The sequence below is a fragment of the Pseudomonas sp. MWU347 genome (genome assembly GCF_017947305.1).
In the GTDB taxonomy this organism is placed as follows: domain Bacteria; phylum Pseudomonadota; class Gammaproteobacteria; order Pseudomonadales; family Pseudomonadaceae; genus Aquipseudomonas; species Aquipseudomonas putida_A.
The window spans coordinates 177,089-201,133 of sequence record NZ_JAFGZB010000001.1; the positions used below are offsets into that span (position 1 = coordinate 177,089).

Below are 24,045 nucleotides of genomic sequence, written 5' to 3' on the forward strand. Positions count from 1 at the left end.
AACAAATTCTGGATCAGCTCTCACATCCCATGCTGGCGCAGCAACTTGTCATAACTGCCATCTGCCTTCATCGCCGCAATCGCCTTGTCAAACCCGGCCACAATCTGCTCATGCTGCGGATTCTTCAGGCTTACCAGAATATGCAGGCTGTTCTCGCTCAGCGGCTTGGGCAGAAACTCCACGGCGTTGCGCACTTTGGCTGATTCGCGGGCCAGGTAATAGCGCGCGACGTATTCATCTTCCAGGGTCAGCTTGACCCGGTCCGCCGCCAGCATGCGCACGGCCATGGCGAAGTTATGCACAGGGACTTTCTCCAGTGCGGTATCGGCATCGAAGGCCTGCGAGTAGGCATAACCGCGCACCACCGCCACCGGGTAGGTGTGCAGTTGTTCCAGGCTGCCGTACTCCAGCGGCGTGTCCTTGCGCTTGAGAAAGCGGATGCGGTTGAGCAGGTATTCGCCAGAGAACTGGCCGATTTTGGTCCGTTCGTCGTTGTACCAGGCGTTGACCAGCACGTCGTATCGTCCTTCGCCCACCCCCAGCAGTGCCCGCGCCCACGGCACCTGCTCGTAGTCGCTGGCATAACCGGCCCGCGCCAGCGCGGTGCTGACGATGTCGGTGGCCAGACCACCGTTGACCAGCGTGTCGTCGGTAAAGGGCGGCCAGATATCAAACACCAGTCGCAACTTCTCCGCTGAGGCGGTTTGGGCCAGCAAGAGCAATCCGATCAAAGCAAAGGCTCGATGCAGTCGCGGCATGCTTGAAAATCCTTAGCGGGCGGGCTGCCCAGCGTGTTTTCAGTCAAAACCCCAAGGCCCCTTACCGGCGAAACCCAGGCCCTAACAGTAGCTCATTGAAGCCAGTGCACAGCGCTTTCCAGCAGATTACACAAAGCAGCCGCTATCGCGAGAAAGGAATGATGGCATTTTGACCTTTGTCACAGACTGTTCCGCCATACAGACATCCGGCGCCAGTGCCCTTAGTATCGGGCGACGGAGTTCAAGGAGTCGGAAGATGACAATCGAGTGGGTCTGCAAGCATCACAGTGATCTGGGCAAAGAAGAGTTGTACGCACTGCTGAAGCTACGCTCGGAAGTGTTCGTGGTCGAACAGAAATGCGCCTACCCGGACCTCGACGGCCATGATCTGGGCGGCGACACCCATCACCTCATGGGTTGGGAAGGTGATCAGTTGATGGCCTATCTGCGCCTGCTTGATCCCGAGTCCCAGAGCGGTGACGTGGTGATTGGCCGCGTGATCATCGCGCCGCAGGGCCGCGGCAAAGGGCTGGGGCATGTGATGATGGAACACGCGCTGAAACAGGCCGGGAAGCATTGGCCGCATGTGCCGATCTATCTATCGGCGCAGGCGCATTTGCAGGGGTATTACGGCAGGTACGGGTTTGTGGTGGCGGGTGAGGAGTATCTGGAGGATGACATTCCGCACATAGGCATGCGTCGTCCTTGAGGGCCCCTTCGCGAGCAAGCCCGCTCCCACATTTGATTGCATTCCATCTGAAGGAACTCGATCGACTGTGGGAGCGGGCTTGCTCGCGAAGGCGTCAGCTCAAACACTGCAAAACTCAGGGATACTCCAGCACAGTCTTGATCTGCCGCAGATTACGCTCGATCCACCCGCGATCGATCGCTCCCCACTCGCGAATCCGATAGCGCCCGGCATGATTGCGCGCGCCCTCTTCCTGCTCAAATTCACAGACGATGTCCAGATCCGCCAGCGCGGCGATCGTGTCCTGCGCCGTGCGCCGGGGCATGCCGGTCACTTCGGTCAGCGCCGGGACGCTTGGGGCCAGGCCGCTGTCGATCAGGTAGGCCACGTACAGGCGCCGGTAAAAGCTGCTTTTGGTCTTGCTGACGTCCATGCATGGGCTCCGTTAATTAAAAGATCAAAAGATCGCAGCCTTCGGCAGCTCCTACAAATCGCGCCACGTCAGGTATACCCGCAGATCGAACTCGATCTGGTGATACCCCGGCAGCATGTGTTCGCACAATTTATAGAAGGCCTTGTTGTGATCCGATTCCTTGAAGTGCGCCAGTTCGTGCACGACGATCATCTTCAGGAACTCGGGGGCTGCCTCCTTGAACAACGAGGCGATGCGAATCTCTTTCTTGGCCTTGAGCTTGCCACCCTGCACCCTTGAGACTGTGGTGTGCAGGCCCAGCGCACGGTGCGTCAGGTCGAGGCGATTGTCGAACAGCACCTTGTCGATGGCCGGTGCGTTGCGCAGATATTCCTGCTTCAGGTCCAGCGCGAAGCTGTACAGTGCCTTGTCGCTCTGCACATCGTGACGCCCCGGATAGCGTTGGCTCAGGTAGTCACCCAGACGCTGTTCGGCGATCAGTTGGCGCACCTGATCCTGCAATTGCGCGGGATAGGCCTGGAGGTATTTCAACGCAGTCATGGGCACGGCAATACGGTTCGAAAAGAGCGCCAGTGTAACGAATTCAAACCGGCAGCGCGCCCCAGTCAAAGGGCTCGGCGAAGCTGGCGGCGTCTTCGGAGGTCAGCGGACGCGCCACCAGGAAACCCTGCACGTATTCGCAGCCATGCGCTTGCAGCCATTGATACTGTTCGATGGTTTCCACGCCTTCGGCGATCACCAGCAAGCCGTACTGTTTACACAGATTGATCACGTTGCTGACCAGCGCCGCGTCGCGCGTCGAATCCGGCAGCCGCGCAATCAGGTGTCGATCAAGCTTGAGCGTGTCCAGCTCCAGATCACGCAGATGCGCCAGCGAGCACGGCCCTGAACCGAAATCATCCAGCGCCACCCGCACCCCGAGATTGCGTAGCAGGCGCAGCTGTTTGCGGGTCTCGTCGGGGTTGTGCATCAGTGCGTCTTCGGTGATTTCCACCTCCAGTTGCCGTGGCTGCAACGAATGCCGCTCCAGCACCTGACGCAACTCGGTAACCAGGTTCGGCAGACCGAACTGGGTGTTGCTCAAACTCACACCGAGCACCAGGTCTTCGGCAAACAGGGTTTCCCAGGCTTTGCGCTGGCCGGCGCCGCGATGATAGATCCAGCTGCCGAGCCGACTGATCAGCCGTGCCTCTTCCAGCAACGGCAGGAACAGCCCCGGCGGCACATCGCCGACGCTCGGATGCTGCCAGCGCAGCAGCGCCTCGAAACCGCGGATCTGCCCGCTGTCGATCGCCACTTGCGGCTGATACACCAGATTGAAATCACGGTTCTCGATGGCGTTGCGCACGCTCTCTTCAAGCATCAGCCGAGAGCGGGCGCGGCCGTTCATTTCGTGATCATAAAAACGATACTGCTGACGCCCGGCGCGCTTGGCTTCGTACATGGCGATGTCGGAGGCGCGCAGCAAGCCGTCGAGGTTCGAGCCGCAGTCCGGGTAAGTGGCGATGCCGATACTCGCGCCGAGGGCGATGTCCAGCCCTTCGATCTGCTGACAGATCGACACCCGCTCGATGAGTTTCTCGGCAATCTTCGCCGCTTGCTCGGGGAACTCCAGATCGAGCAACGCCGTGAACTCGTCACCGCCCATGCGCGCGAGAATATCGAACGGCCTTAAGCACGCCTTCAACTGCTCGGAGACCCAGCGCAGCACCCGGTCGCCGGCATCGTGGCCAAGGGAATCGTTGACCCGTTTAAAGCCATCGAGATCCAGATACAGCAGCACCCAACTGCTGTCGCTGCGTTCACCGCGCAGCAGCAGGTTTTCCACTGTCTGATAAAAGCCCCGGCGATTGAGCAGACCGGTCAACGGATCGGTGACCGCCTGAAATTCCAGCTGCTGATGCAGGTGACGCACCACTGACATGTCCAGCACCGTCACCACCATCGCCCGCTGCTCGGCTGGCAACGGCGCACAGGACAACGCCACCGGCACTTGCTGCCCCGGCGCCGTGCGCAACAGCGCGTCGTGCAGACGCAAAGTCTCACCGCGTTTATAACCGGCCAACAATTCGGAATTGGCCCACAGCGGGATGTGCGGTTTCTGCAGGAAATCGAGAAACTCCTTGCCCTCCAGCTCCTTCACCGGCGCATTCAGCAGCCGCGAAATCGCCGGGTTAGCGAAGCGGATCAAACCGTCCTCGCCGAGCACCAGAATCCCTTCCGCCGCATTATCCAGCACCGAGGCATTGAAGGCCCGCGCGACCTCCAGATCATGACTCAGGCGCTGCAAGGCGCGGCGGTTGCGCTGGTGTTCGAGCAATGCCTGGACTTTGGGCTTGAGGATCTGCGGATCGAACGGTTTGAACAGGTAATCCACCGCGCCACTGGCGTAGCCCTTGATCACCGCGTCCTGGGACTGTTCGTTGGCGGTAAGGAAAATGATCGGCGTGAGACGTGTGCGCTGGCTGCCGCGCATCAGCCGCGCGACTTCAAAACCGTCCATTCCTGGCATCTGCACGTCCAGCAGCACCAGATCGACGTCGTGTTCGAGCAGCAGATTGAGTGCCTCGAAGCCGGAGGCGGCGGTCATGACGTGCCAATCCTGACGCTGCAGCAACGCGCGCATGCTGATCAGGTTTTCAGGGTAATCATCAACGATCAAAAGGACAGAGCTGCCTTCACCTGGCTGGGGTTGCGCGCATTCCATGCTGCTTCTCTTGTCGGGACATCTCTTGTCGGACTATCGGCCGGTTCTTGGGAAAACCGTACAGTTACTGAGCCATCACTCTAGTCGCGGATCTGTGAAAGCAGAAGCTGTCACGCCGCCATCATTTAGCCAAAGCGGCGACTTACCGACTAACGGTCACCCCTGCAGCCCCCGAAAACCGGCACAGATGGCATTTCGACAGGATGTTGACGCCAATCATCTGCCAAACGGGCGTTAACAAAAAACTCCTCTACGCTTATAACTGCCGCCCGAAAAGGCGCGGGCTAGAGCTTCTGGCACTCGCGTTCAGGATGAATTGAGTGGAAGAACCGACATGATCGATCTCGCAACCTGGAACCTCAGCGTTCCCGTCGGCAGTCCGCCGTACACCGTCGAAACCTCCAAACTGGTGAATGGCTTCAAGGATCAATACTTCCATTCCGACACCGGCACGCTGTTTTTCTGGTCACCGGTAACCGGGTCAAAAACCGAAAACGCCATCTACCCGCGCACCGAACTGCGCGAAACCTTCAGCAACGGCACCCTGCGCAACTGGTACTACCCGGACGCCGACAACACCCTGCGCGCAACCCTCGCGGTGAACAAGGTGCCCAGCTCCGGCAAGATCGTCATCGGCCAGATCCACGCGTATGAAAGCCAGAAACCGATGGTCAAGCTCGAATACCAGTACAAGACCAAGACCAAGACCGAAACCGGCAACCTCGTCATCAAGGTGCGCATGCACCCCGATGACGACGAAAGCCGCGTCATCACCCTCGCCACCGGCATCAAACTCGACCGCGAATTCAACTACCTGATCCACCTCAGCCCCGGCGGCGCACTGGGCGTGAGCGCGGCGGGTTACCAGTGGGATTCACAGATCAGCGCGACGTGGCGCAACAAGCCGCTGTACTTCAAGGCCGGGGTGTATGTGCAGGACAACACCGGGTATACCAGTGAGGGTGGGCAGGTGACGTTTACCAAGCTGGATATTGATCACGACAAGTGACATCGGCGGCCCCGATACTTACACAAAACCCTGTGGGAGCGGGCTTGCTCGCGAATACGGTGGGTCAGCAACAATAATGTTGAATGACGTTCCGCATTCGCGAGCAAGCCCGCTCCCACAGGGCACCAACTGCGTGATGAGAGCAAAGGGGTGTCTAGTCTTGAAACGGTTTAAACCTATTTCAGGACTAGACACCTGGTTCTCTTTTCCCGCCCTTTCCTACGAAGCAGAAGTAGGGAAATTTACAAAAAACTCACCATCCGAAACTGCGAACCCCTTATTCCCTGGTTCCTTATGAAACCTAAATTTTCCTTTAATAACTCCAGAGCTATTTTTTTCCAGTACGAATAATCCAGATTGAGGCCTCCATGCAGGGGCATATCGCGCGTCGCATACAAAATCAATTACATTGGGGAAGTCTGGAAAATAGTGATATGTACCTGGAATAAGATCCTTGGAGAATAAAAATAAAATATTTTCTGAATGATGTTCAGTATGGCTACTTGTATGCACATAAATGTTGTCAGAGTAATCTCCATAAAGATGGGTAGATTTATACTCAGTTTTCTCTTCGCCACTTTCGCCATCCTTGCCGTACAAGATACAGCTGACCTCGCCACTGAGCTCATGCTTTTTAAATTTCTCACGGACATCAATGCTTGACATATCAATCTCTCCATTACATAGAAGGAACAAAATCAGTAAAGGGAGGGATAAATATATTTATCGTTACTTCCTTTCTGATTGCATTGAGACGATAGGCTGCAATGAATTTTAAATCACCTGTCAGAAATGACAGTTCTTTATGCGATTTCGAAATAAGCAAAATAATTTACGCAGTCGTTAACGAAATTTATTTTTCTCTCAAAAATAACTATGCATTCGCCCACATCTCGTGCGGGGAAAATGTCACACATATCGGGCTTATCGAGAGAAAATTTAAAAATCTTTTTTAACGACATTTTTAGCCGCCAGCCGTTAACTTGTTCACAATGAAAAACTCACACAAAAAAACCCGCCACTCGGCGGGTTTTTCATTTACGCGATCAAACGCCCAGGCTTAGTTCACCTTGGCGTTCAACTCACCCTTCAGATAACGCTGGAACATCGCTTCCAGCGAGATCGGCTTGATCTTCGAAGCGTTACCGGCAGTACCGAACGCTTCATAACGTGCGATACACACATCACGCATTGCCGTCACAGTCGCGCCGAAGAATTTACGTGGGTCGAACTCGCTCGGGTTGGTGGCCATCAGGCGACGCATGGCGCCGGTGGATGCCAGTCGCAGGTCGGTGTCGATGTTGACCTTGCGCACGCCATACTTGATGCCTTCGACGATTTCTTCAACCGGTACGCCGTAGGTTTCTTTGATGTCGCCGCCGTACTGGTTGATGATCGCCAGCCACTCTTGTGGCACGGACGAGGAACCGTGCATCACCAGGTGGGTGTTCGGGATGCGCTTGTGGATTTCCTTGATGCGGTCGATCGCCAGCACGTCGCCGGTAGGTGGCTTGGTGAACTTGTAGGCGCCGTGGCTGGTGCCGATGGCGATGGCCAGGGCATCGACCTGGGTCTTCTTGACGAAGTCAGCGGCTTCTTCCGGGTCGGTCAGCATCTGGCTGTGATCCAGAACGCCTTCAGCGCCGATGCCGTCTTCTTCACCGGCCATACCGGTTTCCAGCGAACCCAGGCAGCCCAGTTCGCCTTCTACCGAAACGCCGCAGGCGTGAGCCATGGCGACGGTTTGTTGGGTAACGCGGACGTTGTATTCGTAGTCGGTCGGGGTCTTGCCGTCTTCGCCCAGGGAGCCGTCCATCATCACCGAGCTGAAGCCCAGTTGAATGGAGCGCTGGCAGACGTCAGGGCTGGTGCCGTGGTCCTGGTGCATGCACACCGGGATGTGCGGGAATTCTTCGATCGCGGCCAGGATCAGGTGACGCAGGAATGGCGCGCCGGCGTATTTGCGAGCGCCGGCCGAAGCCTGAACGATCACCGGGGAGTCAGTCTTGTCAGCGGCTTCCATGATGGCGCGCATCTGCTCAAGGTTGTTGACGTTGAAGGCTGGAACGCCGTAGCCGAACTCGGCTGCGTGGTCCAGCATCTGGCGCATGCTGATAAGTGCCATTGTGTGTGTCTCTCCCGGTTGAGGGTCGTTAATCGTGCCAGCCTGCCGGAGCGGCGGCGGCTATTCAAGTGATTGCAGATCGGGGGTCGAAGCCCGGCCTGGTGATTCGGTGTTACCAAAATCTTGTGAACAACAGAGAACCCCTGTGGGAGCGAGCTTGCTCGCGAATGCGGATTAACATTCAACATTGATGCAAGCTGATCCACCGCCTTCGCGAGCAAGCCCGCTCCCACATTTTGGATCTATGTAAATCAATTCAATCGTCTTACTCGGCCTTGCAGCCGCGGCCGATCAGGTCATTGGTGGCTACCCAGTACACCAGGCCTTCGTCACCCTTGACGTGAAACGCCAGCATGCCGTCGCTGTACAGCACGCCCGAGGCGCCCGGCTCTTCTTTCAGGCGATAGACCTGATCACCGCCGCCCAGTCGAACATCGACTTCCTTCTGGCTGGCATCGGCGTAACGCCACAGCACTTTGGCCTGGCTGTCGCAGGTCCAGGTGGTCCAGCTGTCCGCAGGTGCGGACGACTGAAACAGGTTCATCTGCGCGCAACCGCCCAACAATGCCAACGCCGCAATGGCGATCAAGACTTTCATCCGTGTTCCTCGACTGACAGCCAACGCCGCCAGCCCTGAGTTAAAGAGTCAGACCGGTCAAGGACAACCATGTTCCTTGGCCGGGGTTTGCGTCTCGTATTTGTCCAGACCGTCCGGCCCCGAGCGCTTGTTCAGCACCGGGTTGGTTTCGGCCTGCCAGTCGGCCTGATAGCAGCCTTTCTGTGCCGCATCCGGCGCAGGTGTCGCCTCGGCCTTCGGGTTACTCCCGCAGGCCGCCAGCGTACCGGTCAGCAACAACAGCGCTAACGACTTGACCATCTGAACACTCCTTTGCCTGGCCAAACGGGCGGCCTCAGGCCTTGGCCCGACTTTCCAGGACTTCAACGGCTGGCAGCACCTTGCCTTCGACGAATTCGAGGAACGCGCCACCACCGGTGGAAATGTAGGAGATTTGCTCGGCCACGCCATATTTATCGATGGCCGCCAGGGTGTCGCCACCGCCGGCGATGGAGAACGCGGCGCTGTCGGCGATGGCTTGGGCCAGCACTTTGGTGCCGTTGCCGAACTGGTCGAATTCGAACACGCCGACCGGGCCGTTCCACAGAATGGTTTTCGACGATTTCAGCAGTTCGGCGAAGTTGGCTGCGGTTTGCGGGCCGATGTCCAGAATCATGTCGTCAGCGGCAACGTCAGCAATCAGCTTGACGGTGGCTTCGGCGCTTTCAGCGAATTCCTTGGCAACCACCACGTCCACCGGCAGCGGCACACTGACCTTGGCGGCGATGGCACGCGCGGTGTCCAGCAGGTCCGGCTCGTACAGCGACTTGCCGACCGGGTGACCGGCGGCAGCCAGGAAAGTGTTGGCGATGCCGCCACCGACGATCAGCTGATCGCAGATCTGGCTCAGGCTGTTGAGTACGTCGAGTTTGGTCGACACCTTGGAGCCGGCAACGATCGCAGCCATTGGCTTGGCCGGTGCGCCCAGCGCCTTGCCCAGTGCGTCCAGCTCAGCGGCCAGCAACGGGCCGGCAGCGGCGACTTTGGCGAACTTGGCCACGCCGTGGGTCGAACCCTCTGCGCGGTGCGCGGTGCCGAAGGCGTCCATCACGAACACGTCGCACAGGGCGGCGTATTGCTGGGCCAGCTCGTCAGCGTTCTTTTTCTCGCCCTTGTTGAAGCGCACGTTTTCGAACAGCACGATGTCGCCGGCCTTGACGTCAACGCCGCCCAGGTAATCGGCCACCAGCGGCACGTCGCGGCCCAGGGCCTTGCTCAGGTAGTCAGCGACTGGCTTGAGGCTGTTCTCGGCGGAGAACTCGCCTTCGGTCGGACGGCCCAGGTGTGAGCACACCATCACCGCCGCACCTTTTTCCAGGGCCAGCTTGATGGTCGGCAGCGAAGCCAGGATACGCGCATCGCTGGTGACAACACCGTCCTTGACTGGGACGTTGAGGTCTTCGCGAATCAATACGCGCTTACCTTGCAGATCGAGGTCGGACATCTTCAACACGGTCATGGGTCGCACTTCCTGAGTAGCTGTTCTTAGAGAGCAGGTTTTTTTGAAATCGCTGTTTGCAGATAGTGGTCTGCAACGTCCAGCATTCGGTTGGCAAAACCCCATTCGTTGTCGAACCAGGCCAGGATGTTCACCAGTTTGGGGCCGGAAACACGGGTCTGACTGGCATCGACGATGGCCGAATGTGGGTCATGGTTGAAATCACAACTGGCGTGCGGCAACTCGGTGTAGGCCAGCAGCCCCTTGAGCGGGCCGTTGGTGGCGGCTTCGCGCAGGATCCGGTTGACCTCGTTGGCATCGGTCGCGGTGGCGGTCTGCATCGTGATGTCGAGGCAGGACACGTTGACCGTCGGCACGCGTACGGCTTTGGCCTGAATTCGCCCGGCAAGTTCCGGCAGCAGGCGCTCGATGCCACGCGCCAGACCAGTGGACACCGGGATCACCGACTGGAACGCCGAACGGGTGCGGCGCAGGTCTTCGTGGTGATAGGCGTCGATCACCGGTTGGTCGTTCATCGCCGAGTGAATCGTGGTGATCGACACGTAATCCAGGCCGATCGCCTTGTCCAGCAGACGCAACAGCGGCACGCCGCAGTTGGTGGTACAGGAGGCGTTGGACACCAGCAGTTCATCGCCGGTCAGGCAATCCTGATTGACGCCGAAGACGATGGTGGCGTCGACATCCGCCTCGCTGGCCATCGGTTGCGAGAACAGCACGCGTGGCGCGCCGGCATTGAGGAAACGCTGGCCGTCTTCACGGGTGTGGTAAGCGCCGGAGCACTCCAGCACCAGGTCGACGCCCAGCGCCGCCCAGTCAATGCCTTCGGGGGTGGCACTGCGCAGGACCTTCACGCAGTCGCCATTAATATGCAGACAATCGCCTTCTACTCGCACTTCGCCGGGAAAGCGGCCGTGGGTGGAGTCGAAACGTGTCAGGTATTCGATGCTGGCCATGTCCGCCAGATCGTTGATCGCGACAATTTCAAACCCGGCCTTCTCGCCACGCTCAAACAACGCACGCAAGACGCAACGACCAATCCGGCCGTAGCCGTTGAGTGCAACTTTGTAGGGACGCGGTTGAGGCATGGGGTTCTCGATTACCGTTTGATTCCGTTATTGCAGTGGTGTCTGAACCACCGATTTCGCGAGCAAGCCCGCTCCCACATTGGATCAGGGTTGTGAACACTGTGTGTGTCACACAACAAATCCCCCTGTGGGAGCGGGCTTGCTCGCGAAGGCGTCAGTCCAGACGACGCAACTTCTGGATCAGTCTTCCAGCAGTTCTTCAGCCTGACCCAGGATGTTTTCCAGGGTGAAGCCGAACTCTTCGAACAGTGCCGAAGCCGGAGCCGATTCGCCGTAGGTGGTCATGCCGATCACGCGACCTTCCAGACCCACGTACTTGAACCAGAAGTCGGCGTGAGCCGCTTCGATCGCGATACGTGCGCTGACCTGCAACGGCAGAACCGATTGCTTGTAGCCGGCGTCCTGCGCATCGAACACGCTGGTGCACGGCATGGAAACCACGCGCACCTTGCGGCCTTGCTCGGTCAGTTTTTCGTAGGCCTGAACGGCCAGACCGACTTCCGAACCGGTGGAAATCAGGATCAGCTCAGGCTCGCCTGCGCAGTCCTTCAACACGTAGCCACCGCGGCTGATGTCGGCGATCTGGCCGGCATCGCGTTCCTGGTGCTGCAGGTTCTGACGCGAGAAGATCAGCGCCGATGGGCCGTCCTTACGCTCCAGCGCGTTTTTCCAGGCCACTGCCGATTCAACGGCATCGGCTGGACGCCAGGTGTCGAGGTTCGGTGTGGTCCGCAGGCTGGTCAGTTGCTCGATCGGCTGGTGCGTCGGGCCGTCTTCGCCCAGACCGATGGAGTCGTGGGTGTAGACGTGGATCACACGCTTCTTCATCAGCGCCGACATGCGTACCGCGTTGCGCGCATATTCCATGAACATCAGGAAGGTCGCGCCGTAAGGCACCAGGCCACCGTGCAGGGACACGCCGTTCATGATCGCGGTCATGCCGAATTCGCGCACGCCGTAGTACATGTAGTTGCCGCTGGCGTCTTCAGCGCTGACGCCTTTGCAACCTTTCCACAGGGTCAGGTTGGAACCGGCCAGGTCAGCCGAACCGCCGAGCAGTTCCGGCAGCAGCGGGCCGAACGCGTTCAGGGTGTTCTGGCTGGCTTTACGGCTGGCGATGGTTTCGCCTTTGGCCGCCACTTCAGCAATGTAGGCCGAGGCTTTTTCCGCGAAGTCAGCCGGCAGTTCGCCGCTCAGACGACGGATCAGCTCGTTGGCTTCGGTCGGGAACGCCGCGGAGTAGGCAGCGAAACGCTGATCCCACTCGGCTTCGGCAGCGCGACCTTTTTCCTTGGCATCCCACTCGGCATAAATGTCTGCAGGGATTTCGAACGGGCCGTAGTTCCAGTTCAGCGCCTGACGGGTCAGAGCGATTTCCGCGTCACCCAGTGGGGCGCCGTGGCAGTCTTCCTTGCCCTGCTTGTTCGGCGAACCGAAACCGATGGTGGTCTTGCAGCAGATCAGGGTCGGCAGCGGGCTCTTGCGCGCGGTTTCGATGGCGGTCTTGATCTCTTCCGGATCGTGACCGTCGACGTTGCGGATCACCTGCCAATTGTAGGATTCGAAACGCTTCGGGGTGTCATCGGTGAACCAGCCTTCGACTTCACCGTCGATGGAGATGCCGTTGTCATCGTAGAAGGCGATCAGCTTGCCCAGGCCCAGCGTACCGGCCAGGGAAGCGACTTCGTGGGAAATGCCTTCCATCATGCAGCCATCACCGAGGAACACGTAGGTGTGGTGATCAACGATGTTGTGGCCAGGACGGTTGAACTGCGCGCCCAGGACTTTTTCTGCCAGGGCGAAGCCGACGGCGTTGGCCAGACCCTGACCCAGCGGGCCGGTGGTGGTCTCGACGCCCGGGGTGTAACCGAATTCCGGGTGACCCGGGGTGCGGCTGTGCAGTTGACGGAACTGCTTGAGATCGTCGATCGACAGGTCGTAACCGGTCAGGTGCAGCAGCGAGTAGATCAACATCGAGCCGTGGCCGTTGGACAGCACGAAGCGGTCACGGTCGGCGAACGACGGGTTGCTCGGGTTGTGCTTGAGGTAGTCGCGCCAAAGTACTTCGGCGATATCTGCCATACCCATAGGGGCACCGGGATGGCCGCTGTTGGCTTTTTGCACGGCATCCATGCTGAGGGCACGAATGGCGTTGGCACGCTCACGACGGCTAGGCATCGCTGATCTCCTGGGTGTGAATAGATTGAAACGGAAAAAAGGAGGGCATTTTCCCTCACCGGAGCGCCTCGGGGCAATGACAGATAGTCATCCGAGGGCGTTTTTCCCGTGCTGGACGGCGGTTTCGTCTGGTGAAACCTTTCCGCTGTTCGTTTGTAGAGTTAACCAGCCAGTGAGAAGTGCCATCTATCGAGCAATATCAAAACTTTTTGATATTGCCCTTGCAGCGATTTCCCACCGTCACTAGACTGCTGCCCCATGAACTTACGCGTGCCTTCCATTCGCCATGACGATTGCGACGAGCTGGCGGCCCTGTGCAAGGCCGGTGGCGATCCGCTGCGTCTGAATGTATTGCGCGCGCTGGCCAACGACTCGTTCGGCGTACTGGAGCTGGCGCAGATTTTCGGTATCGGTCAGTCCGGCATGAGCCACCACCTAAAAGTGCTGGCCCAGGCCGATCTGGTGGCGACACGCCGTGAAGGTAACGCGATTTTCTATCGCCGCGCCCTGCCCCACACCGAATTGCTGGGCGGCAAGTTGCACGCCGCATTGTTAGAAGAAGTCGACAATCTGGCGCTGCCGGACGATGTGCAGGCACGCATCACGCAAGTCCATGGCCAACGTGAAGCGGCCAGCCAGGACTTTTTCGCCCGGGTCGCGGAGAAATTCCGCGCCCAGCAAGACTTGATCGCAGGCCTGCCGCAGTACCGTGACAGTGTGCTGGCCCTGCTCGACAAACTGAACTTCAATGGTGCTGCCACGGCCATTGAAGTCGGCCCCGGCGATGGTGCTTTCCTGCCGGAACTGGCCCGCCGCTTTGGCACTGTAACCGCGCTGGACAACAGCCCGGCGATGCTCGAACTGGCGCGTCAGGTATGTGAACGTGAACGGCTGGCTAACGTCAGCCTGCAATTGGCCGATGCATTGAATGGCACCAGCCTTCAGGCCGATTGCGTGGTACTGAACATGGTGTTGCACCATTTCGCCGCGCCGGCCGAAGCGCTCAAGCACATGGCCGGCCTGCTGCAACCGGGCGGTAGCCTGCTCGTGACAGAGTTATGTAGCCACAACCAGAGTTGGGCCAGGGAGGCCTGCGGTGATCTGTGGTTGGGGTTTGAACAGGACGATTTGGCCCGTTGGGCCACCGCTGCGGGACTCGTTCCCGGGGACAGCCTCTATGTAGGCTTACGTAATGGTTTCCAGATCCAGGTTCGCCACTTTCAGCGACCGGCTGGCGACACTCACCATCGGTAAATTCAGGAAAACATCGAGATGAGCGAATACTCCCTCTTCACCTCCGAGTCCGTGTCTGAAGGACATCCGGACAAAATCGCCGACCAGATTTCCGATGCGGTGCTGGACGCCATTATCGCCCAGGACAAACACGCACGCGTTGCCGTGGAAACCCTGGTCAAGACTGGCGTTGCCATCGTGGCCGGTGAAGTGACCACCAGCGCCTGGGTTGACCTGGAGCAGATCGTTCGTGACGTGATCTGCGACATCGGCTACACCAGTTCCGAAGTCGGCTTCGACGGCGCGACCTGCGGCGTGATGAACATCATCGGCAAGCAGTCCCCTGACATCAACCAGGGTGTTGACCGTGCCAAGCCTGAAGATCAGGGCGCCGGCGACCAGGGCCTGATGTTCGGCTACGCCAGCAACGAAACCGACGTGCTGATGCCAGCGCCGATCACCTTCTCGCACCAGCTGGTGCAGCGCCAGGCCGAAGCCCGCAAATCGGGTCTGCTGCCGTGGCTGCGTCCGGACGCCAAGTCGCAAGTGACGTGCCGTTACGAAGGCGGCAAGGTTGTCGGTATCGACGCCGTTGTTCTGTCGACCCAGCACAACCCTGAAGTGTCGTACAAAGACCTGCGCGAAGGCGTGATGGAGCTGATCGTCAAGCACGTGCTGCCTGCCGAACTGCTGAGCAAAGACACCCAGTTCCACATCAACCCGACCGGCCAGTTCATCATTGGCGGCCCGGTAGGTGACTGCGGTCTGACCGGTCGCAAGATCATCGTCGACAGCTACGGCGGCATGGCCCGTCACGGCGGTGGCGCGTTCTCCGGTAAAGATCCATCGAAGGTTGACCGTTCGGCGGCCTACGCTGGCCGTTATGTTGCCAAGAACATCGTCGCTGCCGGCCTGGCCGAGCGTTGCGAGATTCAGGTGTCCTACGCCATCGGTGTCGCTCAGCCGACTTCGATCTCGCTGAACACCTTCGGTACCGGCAAGATCAGCGATGACAAGATCATCAAACTGGTGCGTGAAGTGTTCGACCTGCGTCCATACGCAATCACCACCATGCTGGATCTGCTGCACCCGATGTACCAGGAAACTGCAGCCTACGGCCACTTCGGTCGTGCTCCGCAGACCAAGACGGTTGGCGAAGACACCTTCTCCACCTTCACCTGGGAAAAAACCGACCGCGCCGACGCTCTGCGTTCTGCCGCTGGTCTGTAAGCCCTCCCGGCTGCACAAAAAGCCTCGCACGGTTCGCGCCGTGCGGGGCTTTTTCATGCCTGGAATCCCCTTCCAACATCTATAAAGAACCCTGTGGGAGCGGGCTTGCCCGCGAAGAGGCCGGCCCATGCGCCCCCTGCATGGGCACGGAAACACGATGCAAAACACCCACCCGGTGCCTCTCTGAATCCTCGCCTAGCCTTAAAGCATTCCCCCTGAGCAAGGACGCTCAAAATGCTTGCCACGCGGCGCCTGTTTTCAGTTCTTTTGCTGAGTTTCACCCCTCTGATCGCCCATGCAGCCTGCCCCGACTGGCCATTCGGCAAAGCGCAAGTTGAAATCTCGGCTCTGCAACAGCAGATCGACCAATGGGACGACGCCTATCACCGCGAAGGCCGCTCGCTGATTGCCGACGAACTCTACGATCAATCGCGCGTGCGGCTCATCGAATGGCGCCAGTGCTTCCAGCAGCCCGCAGCGCCCGAACCGTTGCGCAGCGCGTCTGGTTCCATCGCGCATCCGATCGCCCACACCGGTCTGGACAAGCTCCACCAAGCGGCTGCCGTTCAAGCATGGTTAAAGGATCGTCAGGATGTCTGGGTGCAACCCAAGGTAGATGGCGTGGCGGTCACGCTGATTTACCGTCGCGGCCTGTTGCAGCAAGCGATCAGTCGCGGCGACGGTATCAGCGGCCAGGACTGGACGGCATCGGCGCAGAGGATCGCCGCCATTCCGCAACAATTGACCCAACCGCGGGACCTGTTGGTGCAGGGCGAACTCTACTGGCGCCTGAATCAACATGTGCAGGCCAGCGCCGGCAGCGCCAACGCCCGCGCCACCGTTGCCGGACTGATGAGCCGTAAATCCTTGAGCACAGAACAGGCGTCCGGGATCGGCCTGTTTGCCTGGGACTGGCCGCAGGGGCCGGCGAATCTGCCCGAAAGAACAGCGGCACTGGCGACATTGGGTTTCGCCACGACGGCGCCATTCAGTCAGGCCATCGCCAACCTTGAAGAGGCGCAGCAGTGGCGTGAGCACTGGTATCGATCGCCCCTGCCCTTCGCCACCGACGGCATTGTCTTGCGCCAGAGCCAGCGCCCACCGGCTGAGCGCTGGCAGGCGAGCGCGCCCTACTGGGCTATCGCCTGGAAATACCCGTTTGCCCGAGCGCTGGCCGAGGTGCGCAAAGTGAATTTCAAAGTCGGCCGCAGCGGACGCATCACGCCAGTATTGGAGTTGTCGCCGGTGATGCTCGATGACCGCGAGATCAGACGCGTCAGTGCCGGTTCACTCAAGCGCTGGCAGGCGCTGGATATCCGCCCCGGCGATCAAGTGGCAATCAGCCTGGCCGGGTTGACGATTCCACGACTCGACAGTGTGGTGTTGCGTACCTCCGAACGGGCCGCCCTCGACATTCCCGACACGCGCGACTTCCACGCCTTGAGCTGCTGGCAACCGACACCCGGTTGCGAAAGCCAGTTTCTCGCGCGCCTGACCTGGCTCAGTGGCAAGCAGGGGCTGGCGCTGCAGAATGTCGGGCGCGGCACCTGGGAGAAACTTCTGGAAACAGGCCGCCTGAACAACCTGCTGGATTGGTTGACCCTCGACGAGCCAGAGCTTGCTAACATTGCCGGCTTCGGCGAACGCAGCAGCACACGTCTGATCAACAGTTTTCACAGCGCCCGCCAACGGCCGTTCACCCAGTGGCTCAAAGCATTGGGTTTACCGCCGACGGGGCAGGCACAACTGGCCGACTCGTGGCAGGCGCTGGCACAACGCGACACCGAACAATGGCAGGCAGAAGCCGGAATCGGCCCGGGCCGCGCGGCGCAATTGAGCGCATTCTTCCGCGACCCGCAGGTGCTGGCCTTGAGTGACACATTACGCGCCGCCGGAATCGACGGTTTCTGATCACGCAATCCCCGGCAGCCGGGAACCCAAGGGCCGTCAGACGCTCAAACAGCGCAGTGCCCCCGACCCGACTGCCTTTGCACATGGAGCTTTTATGAAATTTCTTGCACCGCTTGCCTTGCTGACTCTCTGTGGCGCTCTGGCCGCGCCAGTGATGGCTGACGAAGATGCACCGGGCCTGACCGGTTGCGCCGCGAAGAAGCAGGGCATCATCAATCAGCTCGAGCAGGCGAAATCCCGGGGCAACACCGATCAGCAGGCCGGTCTGCAAACCGCTCTGGATGAAGTGACGAAGAACTGCACCGATGCCGGCCTGAAGAAAGAACGCGAAAACAAGGTGCTGGAAGCCAAGCACGAAGTGAGCAAGCGTCAGGCGGATCTCGACAAGGCGATGAAGAAAGGCGATCCGGAGAAGATCAACAAGCGCAAGGACAAGCTCGCCGAGTCGCGCAAAGAGCTGCAGGATGCGCTGGACCAGATCGACAAGTAACCGTTAATGCGGGGAATTTGATGCCCTCTTCGCGAGCAAGCCCGCTCCCACATTTGATTTGTGAACGACACAGATCCAGTGTGGGAGCGGGCTTGCTCGCGAAGGCGTCAGCTCAAACAACAGAAATCAATGATCGCGAAACTCTTTATGGCAAGCGCTGCAGGCATCTTCAACTTTCTGCACCGCAGGCCCGAGGTTACTGGCCTTGTACGGCTGAACCTTGCTGGCGATCACCAGTTCACCGGTGGCCGCCTCAAGGTTACGGGCCAAATCCTGAAAGCGGGCCTGACGCAGCCAGACATCATCCTTGGCGCTGGTGTGATCTTCTTCACGAACCTGCGGGAAATGCTTCCACGGTTCATGCGACAACGCATCAAGCTTCACCGCGCCTTCGGCGAATTTCGGCCCGTCGAACGGAATACGTCCACGCAACATGCCGCCCAGGTCTTCGCCGGTCTTGAGCATCTGCTTGAAGATCGCCTTGCGTTGCCCCAGCGGAGAATTCGGATCGACGCCGCCACAGGCGGACAAGGTCAGACAGGCCAGCAATACAACAGAAATTCTTTTAAGAGTCATGGTGGCTTCAGGTCACGGAATTCGGCGGCCAGTATCCTCGCGTCGCCGACAAACACCAATAGCCCTATTAAAAATACGGGTTGCCGGAGCGCATGGAGCACTTGGGCAACCGGCACAGGAATCACTCCATGAACAGCCGTTTCAAGGCCTGGCGTCACCCACTGATCGCAACCCTGCCACTGCTGGCAATCCTTGCCGGCTGCACCGGTGGCGACACTGCCAAACCGAAAACCCATGCCTTGGCCACTTATTCCAGCGCCACTTGGGAAGCCTTGCCGGCGGTGTCCGACAGCGATCTGGTCGCCGGTTTCGGTTCATGGCGCAGCGCCTGCACCCGACTCAAGGCTGATCCGATCTGGGGCGGCACCTGCGCGGCAGCCGCCAACGTGCCGCAAAGCGCCAACGAGATTCGCGCCTTCCTCAAGCAGAACCTCGACGTGTTCGGACTGCGCGCCGAGCATGACAACCCCAACGGTCTGATCACCGGTTACTACGAACCGGTCTACCCCGGCAGCCTGACGCCCACCGAGGTGGCGAACGTGCCGGTGTACGGCGTGCCGGAAGACATGATCATCGTCTCGCTGGACAGCATTTACCCGGAACTCAAGGGCAAGCGCCTGCGTGGCCGTCTCGAAGGCCGAGTGCTCAAGCCGTATGACGACGCGGCGACCATCGAGTCCAAAGGCGTCAAAGCGCCGGTAGTGGCATATCTGACCGATCCAATGAACCTGCAGTTTTTGCAGATCCAGGGTTCCGGGCGGATTCAGACGCCGGATGGCAAACAACTGCGCATCGCCTACGCCGACCAGAACGGCCATCCGTACCGGCCGATCGGGCGCTGGCTGGTGGAACAGGGCGAGTTGAAGAAAGAAGACGTGACCATGGGCGCGATCAGCAACTGGGCCAAGGCCAATCCGTCGCGCATCCCGGAACTGCTGGGCAGCAACCCGAGCTACGTGTTCTTCACCCGCAACCCGGACAGCAACGAAGGCCCACGCGGCTCGCTCAATGTGCCGCTGACCGCCGGCTACAGCGCAGCGGTGGATCGCAAGGTGATTCCGTTGGGCAGCCTGCTGTGGCTGTCGACCACCCGCCCGGACGGCAGCGCTTTGGTTCGCCCGGTCGCGGCGCAGGACACCGGTGGCGCGATTGCCGGCGAGGTGCGTGCGGATCTGTTCTGGGGCACCGGCGATGCTGCCGGGCAACTGGCCGGCGACATGAAGCAGCAGGGGCAGATCTGGATGCTCTGGCCTAAAGGCGCGGCGTTGCCGCAAGTGCCCCAGGTCGCCGATACGGTTAAGGACAAACCTTAAGCGCCTCGGCGCCAGAGCTACCGCCTTCGCGGGCAAGCCCGCTCCCACAGGGTTCTTTGGTGTACACAGGATTTGTGCTCGCCATTGATACCTGTGGGAGCGGGCTTGCTCGCGAAGAGGGCGGCAGCAGCACCCGAGAATCAGACCGACACAAAGAAGAACGCAGCAATCAGCCCCATCCCGACAAACCACACCAGCGACCGCAAGATCGCCCAATCCGCCAGGTAGCAGATGATGTACAGCAGGCGACTGGTGATAAACAGCACCGCCAGCACATTCACTGTCACCAGCTGCGCCGTGCCCACCAGATGCGCAACAATCACTGCGGCAGCAAATGCCGGCATCACCTCGAAGCTGTTCAACTGCGCCGCATGCGCCCGTCGGGCGACGCCGCCCACGCTATCGAGAAAATCCCGAGGATCATGATTGTCACTGAGCCTGAAACCGCCCGAGACCTTGGCCACAATCGTGCACACATACGGCAGGAAAATCGCGATCAATACACACCACAGAGCCACCGTCATAACGCCGTCCTTCTTCGAGTGATAGAGAGTTGCGGGCAGTCAGAACTTCATCACCAGCATGCCGATCAATACCAGCCCACAGGCTAAGAGCCGCGGCCTGCCGAAAGGTTCTTTCAGGTAGCGCATGCCGAACAGCACCACCAGGATCACGCTGATCTCACGCAAGGCCGCCGCCTCGGCAATCGAGCCCAACTGCATCGCCCACAGCACCAGAGCGTAGCTGAACAACACGCAGAACCCGACCGCCAGGCCCAGCTTCCACTGCTCGCGCCAGAACACCAGAAATGCCGGGCGTTTCGCCACCCACGCCAGCAACGGAAACGGCCAGGCGCTGAACAGCGTGACCCAGACCAGGTAATCCAGTGGATGCGACCAGCGCCGCAAGGCCTGACCATCGATGTAGGTGTAGCAACCGATGCACAAGCCGATCAGCGCCACCACCGGTAGCATCGACCAAGGGAGATGTTTGCCACCACCGCCCTGCCAGAGCAGGCAGGCCATGCCCAGCGGAATCAGCATGATCCCGAGGATCTGCTGCGTGGTGAGCACTTCGCCGGCGAAGATCAGGGTCAGCGCCAGCACCACCAACGGCGACAAGCCACGCATCAGCGGGTAGACCAACCCGAGGTCGCCGACCCGATAAGCTTGAATCAGCAGATAGCGATACAACAGCTCGAACGCCGCCGAAGCCAGAATCCACGGCCAGATTTCCACCGGCGGCAGGCTGATGAATGGAAATGCCAGCGCCACGAACAGCAGCGCCACCGTGTCCATGCACGCCACCACCAGCAACCGTTCGGCACTGAACTTGATCAGGGTATTCCACGTCGCATGCAACAGCGCCGCCATTAACACCAGAACTGTCGCCGCCACGTTCCACTCCTTGATTTTTTTGTTGACCCTACACCAATGTCTGCGGCTGACCAACCGAGGGGGGCATGATTGTGTCCCCACCCCGAAACAGCCCATCCAACCTTTGCACCGAAGAATCGGGGCGCTGTCTTTCCACCCCCATCCAATGGAGCCCGGATGCTAGAACTTGTCGCCGCTTTTATCTGCCTCACCACCCTTCTCACCTTCGTCAATTACCGCTTCATCGGCCTGCCGCCGACCATCGGCGTGATGGTCACCGCGCTGATGTTCTCCCTATTGCTGCAAGGCCTGAGCGTGCTCGGCTATCCCGGCCTCGAAGAGCGCGTGCAGCAACTGATCGGCCAGATCGACTTCGGCGATCTGCTGATGAACTGGATGCTGTCGTTCCTGCTGTTCGCCGGCGCCCTGCACGTCAACCTCAACGACCTGCGCAGCTACCGCTGGCCGATCGGCCTGTTGGCCACTTTCGGTGTGCTGATTGCCACCGCCGTGATCGGCAGCCTCGCCTATTACATTTTTGCCCTGTTCGGCTGGCACGTGAGCTTCCTCTACTGCCTGCTGTTCGGCGCGCTGATTTCGCCGACCGACCCGATCGCAGTGCTCGGCGTACTGCGTACCGCCAATGCCTCGAAGCCGCTGAAAACCACCATCGTCGGCGAGTCGCTGTTCAATGACGGCACTGCGGTGGTGGTGTTCACCGTGCTGCTGGGCATCGCCCAACTGGGTGAGACGCCGACCCTCAGCGCCACGGCCATGCTGTTCGTGCACGAAGCCATTGGCGGTGTGCTGTTCGGCGGGCTGATCGGTTATGGGGTGTACCGGATGATCAAGAGCGTCCAGCAGCATCAGATCACGGTGATGCTGACCCTGGCGCTGGTGATCGGCGGTTCGGCGATGGCCACCGAGCTGCACGTCTCGGCGCCGATCGCGATGGTGGTGGCCGGTCTGATCATCGGTAACCTGGGGCGCAACCTGGCGATGAACGACATGACCCGCAAGTACCTCGACGGCTTCTGGGAGTTGCTCGATGACATGCTTAACGCCCTGCTGTTCGCACTGATCGGCATGGAGCTGTTGTTGCTGCCGTTCAACTGGGCGCACGTGGCGGCGGCCAGTTTGCTGGCGCTGGCGATCCTGCTGTCGCGCCTGCTCACCGTGGCCCCGGCCATCGTTCTGCTGCGGCGTTGGCGCACGGTGCCGCGCGGCACCATCCGCATTCTGACCTGGGGCGGTTTGCGCGGCGGGGTGTCGGTAGCACTGGCGCTGGCCCTGCCGCTGGGCCCGGAGCGCGATCTGCTGCTGAGCATCACCTACATCGTGGTGCTGTCGTCGATCCTGTTGCAGGGCCTGACCATCGGCAAGCTGGTCAAGCACGCCACCCGTGACGAGCCGGCCACAGCGGCCGAACCCGCACACTGACGTATCACCGCAGCGCCGTCGTGAAGCCCTTCACGACGGACCGCACAGCAAGTCAAGCAGATGTCGCATCGCCAATGGGCGGTGCGGCATCGAGCCATGCATCACCACCAATTCGCGCGCATGACGCTGCCCGTCCTCGACCGGTAACACGTACATCCCTTCCAGCCTCATCCCGGCCCACTGCGGCACCAGCGATACCCCCATCCCCTGCGCGACCAGCATGACGATCGTTTCCAGCGCATCCAGTTCGCACAGCACGTTGGGCTCGATGGCCTGTTCATCGAGGTAGCGCTGAGCAATCTGCCCACCCCACGAGCGTGCGTCATAACGAATGAACGGATGAACGCGCAACAGCGTTTCCAGCGACTGCCCGGCGTACGCGGCTGGAGCCACCAGAATCAGCGGCTCTACCTTGAGCACGACCAGGGCCAATGCCTTGGGCGGCTGGAATGGAGGCCTGACCAGAATCGCTGCGTCCAACTCCCCTGCAAGCACCTTCTCGTAAAGACTTTTCGAGTCACCCGGGGTGATCTTCAGCTTCAAATCAGGTGCTGTAAGCGCCAATCGCTCGATCAAGGTGGGTAACACGCCGGTCAGCGCTGTGGAAATTGCACCGATTGTCAGTTCACCGGCCACCCCATCGGGATGCAGATCGCTCTGTAGATCCTGGGCCAATTCGATGATCGCCCTGATCTTCGGCAGAATCAGCAGGCACTGGTCCGAGGGCCGGGCAGCGTGCGCGGTACGCAGCAGTAACGTGCAACCCAGCAATCTCTCGAGCGCCTGGACGCGCTGACTGATAGCCGCCGCAGTGCGACTCTCGCGCCGTGCCGCTGCCGCAATCGAACCGGTCTCGACCACCGCCACCAGACTTTTCAGAAACCGTACATCCATAAGTTTTCCTTTCGCTCAGAACAAGGCGAAGTCGTTATGCCCCGCCGCACGGTCTGTTTACCCTGAGCGCTCCTTCACTTGGGGACATCGCATGAACAGACCTTTTCACGCTGCATACCATGTTTGCGACCTGGAACAGGCGCGGACTTTTTATCGAGATGTGTTGGGCTGCACCGAAGGCCGCAGTACCGAGACATGGGTCGACTTCGACTTTTTCGGCAATCAGCTCTCGCTTCATGTGGGCACGCCCTTCACCACGACCCGTACCGGCCAGGTTGGCGATCACAAAGTATTGATGCCGCACATTGGCGTCGTCCTGCCGCTGGAGGAGTGGCTGGAGCTGGCCGATCGTTTGAGCCGCCTCGGCACAACGTTTGAAATCGCTCCGGTGATCCGCTTCGCCGGCGAACCCGGCGAGCAGCGCACGATGTTCTTTCTCGATCCCAGCGGCAATCCGATCGAAGTCAAGGGTTTCAAGGACTTCGACGGCCTCTTCGCACACTGAGCTTCACCCCAACAAACAC

At 59.8% G+C, this 24,045-nt stretch carries 24 protein-coding genes; 9 read left to right on the plus strand and 15 right to left on the minus strand.

Translation table 11 applies throughout. From position 1 onward, the window contains the following. Positions 1-20: 20 nt before the first annotated feature. The gene (locus KCG87_RS00740) at positions 21-758 is read right to left on the minus strand and encodes a transporter substrate-binding domain-containing protein (RefSeq protein ID WP_027610632.1); all 738 of its coding nucleotides are present in this window, start codon (positions 756-758) and stop codon (positions 21-23) included. 256 nt (positions 759-1,014) lie between these two features. Between KCG87_RS00740 and KCG87_RS00745 the strand changes: the two genes are divergently transcribed. Further along, positions 1,015-1,467, plus strand: coding sequence for a GNAT family N-acetyltransferase (locus tag KCG87_RS00745; RefSeq protein WP_210556455.1), 453 nt, complete (start codon positions 1,015-1,017; stop codon positions 1,465-1,467). 115 nt (positions 1,468-1,582) lie between these two features. Here the strand turns inward: KCG87_RS00745 and KCG87_RS00750 are convergent, their stop codons facing one another. From KCG87_RS00750 to KCG87_RS00760, 3 genes are read right to left on the minus strand one after another with little or no spacing between them, the layout of a single operon-like run. After that, the gene (locus tag KCG87_RS00750; protein WP_096795726.1) at positions 1,583-1,879 is read right to left on the minus strand and encodes a winged helix-turn-helix domain-containing protein; all 297 of its coding nucleotides are present in this window, start codon (positions 1,877-1,879) and stop codon (positions 1,583-1,585) included. A 51-nt stretch (positions 1,880-1,930) separates the two neighbouring features. Next, positions 1,931-2,419: a M48 family metallopeptidase gene (locus KCG87_RS00755; protein WP_202369047.1), complete on the minus strand. Its 489-nt coding sequence runs from the start codon at positions 2,417-2,419 to the stop codon at positions 1,931-1,933. Positions 2,420-2,462: 43 nt separating this feature from the next. Continuing rightward, complete coding sequence (locus tag KCG87_RS00760; protein WP_210556453.1) at positions 2,463-4,586, minus strand: EAL domain-containing protein; 2,124 nt, start codon at positions 4,584-4,586, stop codon at positions 2,463-2,465. 334 nt (positions 4,587-4,920) lie between these two features. Here KCG87_RS00760 and KCG87_RS00765 point away from each other — a divergent pair, with 334 nt between their 5' ends. Next, on the plus strand, positions 4,921-5,595 hold the full coding sequence (locus KCG87_RS00765; protein ID WP_210556452.1) for a polysaccharide lyase family 7 protein: 675 nt from the start codon (positions 4,921-4,923) through the stop codon (positions 5,593-5,595). 219 nt (positions 5,596-5,814) lie between these two features. On the opposite strand, the gene KCG87_RS00770 is transcribed toward KCG87_RS00765, so the two are convergent. The 7 genes from KCG87_RS00770 to tkt all read right to left on the minus strand — a co-directional run bounded on the left by KCG87_RS00770 (position 5,815) and on the right by tkt (position 13,058). Next, positions 5,815-6,261: a hypothetical protein gene (locus KCG87_RS00770; protein WP_127646195.1), complete on the minus strand. Its 447-nt coding sequence runs from the start codon at positions 6,259-6,261 to the stop codon at positions 5,815-5,817. A 394-nt stretch (positions 6,262-6,655) separates the two neighbouring features. Next, positions 6,656-7,720, minus strand: coding sequence for a class II fructose-bisphosphate aldolase (fba, locus tag KCG87_RS00775; protein ID WP_003229012.1), 1,065 nt, complete (start codon positions 7,718-7,720; stop codon positions 6,656-6,658). A 265-nt stretch (positions 7,721-7,985) separates the two neighbouring features. Beyond that, complete coding sequence (locus KCG87_RS00780) at positions 7,986-8,318, minus strand: MliC family protein (protein WP_210556450.1); 333 nt, start codon at positions 8,316-8,318, stop codon at positions 7,986-7,988. A 57-nt stretch (positions 8,319-8,375) separates the two neighbouring features. Continuing rightward, positions 8,376-8,597, minus strand: a complete 222-nt coding sequence (locus KCG87_RS00785) for a hypothetical protein (protein WP_007961876.1) — start codon at positions 8,595-8,597, stop codon at positions 8,376-8,378. Positions 8,598-8,631: 34 nt separating this feature from the next. Beyond that, complete coding sequence (locus tag KCG87_RS00790) at positions 8,632-9,795, minus strand: phosphoglycerate kinase (protein WP_027610625.1); 1,164 nt, start codon at positions 9,793-9,795, stop codon at positions 8,632-8,634. A gap of 26 nt (positions 9,796-9,821) precedes the next feature. After that, positions 9,822-10,880: an erythrose-4-phosphate dehydrogenase gene (epd, locus tag KCG87_RS00795; RefSeq protein WP_135296740.1), complete on the minus strand. Its 1,059-nt coding sequence runs from the start codon at positions 10,878-10,880 to the stop codon at positions 9,822-9,824. A gap of 180 nt (positions 10,881-11,060) precedes the next feature. Continuing rightward, positions 11,061-13,058 carry a transketolase gene (gene tkt / locus KCG87_RS00800; protein WP_210556448.1) on the minus strand — a complete coding sequence of 666 codons (1,998 nt, stop codon included), beginning with the start codon at positions 13,056-13,058 and terminating at the stop codon, positions 11,061-11,063. 258 nt (positions 13,059-13,316) lie between these two features. On the opposite strand from tkt, the gene KCG87_RS00805 reads away from it, so the two are divergent. The 4 genes from KCG87_RS00805 (at position 13,317) to KCG87_RS00820 (ending at position 17,922) form a co-directional block, all read left to right on the plus strand. Then, the gene (locus KCG87_RS00805) at positions 13,317-14,312 is read left to right on the plus strand and encodes a metalloregulator ArsR/SmtB family transcription factor (protein ID WP_134784847.1); all 996 of its coding nucleotides are present in this window, start codon (positions 13,317-13,319) and stop codon (positions 14,310-14,312) included. A gap of 18 nt (positions 14,313-14,330) precedes the next feature. Further along, positions 14,331-15,521, plus strand: a complete 1,191-nt coding sequence (metK, locus tag KCG87_RS00810) for a methionine adenosyltransferase (protein WP_027610621.1) — start codon at positions 14,331-14,333, stop codon at positions 15,519-15,521. 234 nt (positions 15,522-15,755) lie between these two features. Further along, entirely contained in the window at positions 15,756-17,432 is a 1,677-nt protein-coding gene (ligB, locus tag KCG87_RS00815) for an NAD-dependent DNA ligase LigB (RefSeq protein WP_210556446.1), read from the plus strand. A 94-nt stretch (positions 17,433-17,526) separates the two neighbouring features. Further along, entirely contained in the window at positions 17,527-17,922 is a 396-nt protein-coding gene (locus tag KCG87_RS00820) for a DUF1090 domain-containing protein (RefSeq protein WP_134784849.1), read from the plus strand. A gap of 126 nt (positions 17,923-18,048) precedes the next feature. On the opposite strand, the gene KCG87_RS00825 is transcribed toward KCG87_RS00820, so the two are convergent. Further along, entirely contained in the window at positions 18,049-18,498 is a 450-nt protein-coding gene (locus KCG87_RS00825) for a cytochrome c (RefSeq protein ID WP_210556444.1), read from the minus strand. 128 nt (positions 18,499-18,626) lie between these two features. On the opposite strand from KCG87_RS00825, the gene KCG87_RS00830 reads away from it, so the two are divergent. Further along, positions 18,627-19,811, plus strand: a complete 1,185-nt coding sequence (locus tag KCG87_RS00830; protein WP_210556443.1) for an MltA domain-containing protein — start codon at positions 18,627-18,629, stop codon at positions 19,809-19,811. A gap of 140 nt (positions 19,812-19,951) precedes the next feature. Here the strand turns inward: KCG87_RS00830 and KCG87_RS00835 are convergent, their stop codons facing one another. Both KCG87_RS00835 and KCG87_RS00840 read right to left on the minus strand, forming a co-directional pair. Continuing rightward, positions 19,952-20,335, minus strand: coding sequence for an MAPEG family protein (locus tag KCG87_RS00835; protein ID WP_027610617.1), 384 nt, complete (start codon positions 20,333-20,335; stop codon positions 19,952-19,954). 39 nt (positions 20,336-20,374) lie between these two features. Then, the gene (locus KCG87_RS00840) at positions 20,375-21,208 is read right to left on the minus strand and encodes an EamA family transporter (protein WP_134784851.1); all 834 of its coding nucleotides are present in this window, start codon (positions 21,206-21,208) and stop codon (positions 20,375-20,377) included. A 156-nt stretch (positions 21,209-21,364) separates the two neighbouring features. On the opposite strand from KCG87_RS00840, the gene KCG87_RS00845 reads away from it, so the two are divergent. Continuing rightward, complete coding sequence (locus KCG87_RS00845) at positions 21,365-22,627, plus strand: sodium:proton antiporter (protein WP_098966029.1); 1,263 nt, start codon at positions 21,365-21,367, stop codon at positions 22,625-22,627. Positions 22,628-22,657: 30 nt separating this feature from the next. On the opposite strand, the gene KCG87_RS00850 is transcribed toward KCG87_RS00845, so the two are convergent. Beyond that, entirely contained in the window at positions 22,658-23,521 is an 864-nt protein-coding gene (locus KCG87_RS00850; protein ID WP_134784852.1) for a LysR family transcriptional regulator, read from the minus strand. A 91-nt stretch (positions 23,522-23,612) separates the two neighbouring features. On the opposite strand from KCG87_RS00850, the gene KCG87_RS00855 reads away from it, so the two are divergent. Continuing rightward, the gene (locus tag KCG87_RS00855; RefSeq protein WP_134784853.1) at positions 23,613-24,026 is read left to right on the plus strand and encodes a VOC family protein; all 414 of its coding nucleotides are present in this window, start codon (positions 23,613-23,615) and stop codon (positions 24,024-24,026) included. The last annotated feature ends 19 nt before the right edge of the window (positions 24,027-24,045 follow it).

Excerpts from the sequence above, each read along its gene's own strand:
- ligB (WP_210556446.1), top strand. The coding sequence starts at position 15,756 with ATGCTTGCCACGCGGCGCCTGTTTTCAGTTCTTTTGCTGAGTTTCACC.
- KCG87_RS00855 (WP_134784853.1), top strand. The coding sequence starts at position 23,613 with ATGAACAGACCTTTTCACGCTGCATACCATGTTTGCGACCTGGAACAG.
- KCG87_RS00850 (WP_134784852.1), bottom strand. The coding sequence starts at position 23,521 with ATGGATGTACGGTTTCTGAAAAGTCTGGTGGCGGTGGTCGAGACCGGT.
- KCG87_RS00825 (WP_210556444.1), bottom strand. The coding sequence starts at position 18,498 with ATGACTCTTAAAAGAATTTCTGTTGTATTGCTGGCCTGTCTGACCTTG.
- KCG87_RS00760 (WP_210556453.1), bottom strand. The coding sequence starts at position 4,586 with ATGGAATGCGCGCAACCCCAGCCAGGTGAAGGCAGCTCTGTCCTTTTG.
- KCG87_RS00805 (WP_134784847.1), top strand. The coding sequence starts at position 13,317 with ATGAACTTACGCGTGCCTTCCATTCGCCATGACGATTGCGACGAGCTG.
- tkt (WP_210556448.1), bottom strand. The coding sequence starts at position 13,058 with ATGCCTAGCCGTCGTGAGCGTGCCAACGCCATTCGTGCCCTCAGCATG.
- KCG87_RS00740 (WP_027610632.1), bottom strand. The coding sequence starts at position 758 with ATGCCGCGACTGCATCGAGCCTTTGCTTTGATCGGATTGCTCTTGCTG.
- KCG87_RS00845 (WP_098966029.1), top strand. The coding sequence starts at position 21,365 with ATGCTAGAACTTGTCGCCGCTTTTATCTGCCTCACCACCCTTCTCACC.
- KCG87_RS00755 (WP_202369047.1), bottom strand. The coding sequence starts at position 2,419 with ATGACTGCGTTGAAATACCTCCAGGCCTATCCCGCGCAATTGCAGGAT.
- KCG87_RS00750 (WP_096795726.1), bottom strand. The coding sequence starts at position 1,879 with ATGGACGTCAGCAAGACCAAAAGCAGCTTTTACCGGCGCCTGTACGTG.
- epd (WP_135296740.1), bottom strand. The coding sequence starts at position 10,880 with ATGCCTCAACCGCGTCCCTACAAAGTTGCACTCAACGGCTACGGCCGG.
- KCG87_RS00790 (WP_027610625.1), bottom strand. The coding sequence starts at position 9,795 with ATGACCGTGTTGAAGATGTCCGACCTCGATCTGCAAGGTAAGCGCGTA.
- KCG87_RS00785 (WP_007961876.1), bottom strand. The coding sequence starts at position 8,597 with ATGGTCAAGTCGTTAGCGCTGTTGTTGCTGACCGGTACGCTGGCGGCC.
- KCG87_RS00830 (WP_210556443.1), top strand. The coding sequence starts at position 18,627 with ATGAACAGCCGTTTCAAGGCCTGGCGTCACCCACTGATCGCAACCCTG.
- KCG87_RS00780 (WP_210556450.1), bottom strand. The coding sequence starts at position 8,318 with ATGAAAGTCTTGATCGCCATTGCGGCGTTGGCATTGTTGGGCGGTTGC.
- KCG87_RS00765 (WP_210556452.1), top strand. The coding sequence starts at position 4,921 with ATGATCGATCTCGCAACCTGGAACCTCAGCGTTCCCGTCGGCAGTCCG.
- KCG87_RS00745 (WP_210556455.1), top strand. The coding sequence starts at position 1,015 with ATGACAATCGAGTGGGTCTGCAAGCATCACAGTGATCTGGGCAAAGAA.
- KCG87_RS00820 (WP_134784849.1), top strand. The coding sequence starts at position 17,527 with ATGAAATTTCTTGCACCGCTTGCCTTGCTGACTCTCTGTGGCGCTCTG.
- metK (WP_027610621.1), top strand. The coding sequence starts at position 14,331 with ATGAGCGAATACTCCCTCTTCACCTCCGAGTCCGTGTCTGAAGGACAT.
- fba (WP_003229012.1), bottom strand. The coding sequence starts at position 7,720 with ATGGCACTTATCAGCATGCGCCAGATGCTGGACCACGCAGCCGAGTTC.
- KCG87_RS00835 (WP_027610617.1), bottom strand. The coding sequence starts at position 20,335 with ATGACGGTGGCTCTGTGGTGTGTATTGATCGCGATTTTCCTGCCGTAT.
- KCG87_RS00770 (WP_127646195.1), bottom strand. The coding sequence starts at position 6,261 with ATGTCAAGCATTGATGTCCGTGAGAAATTTAAAAAGCATGAGCTCAGT.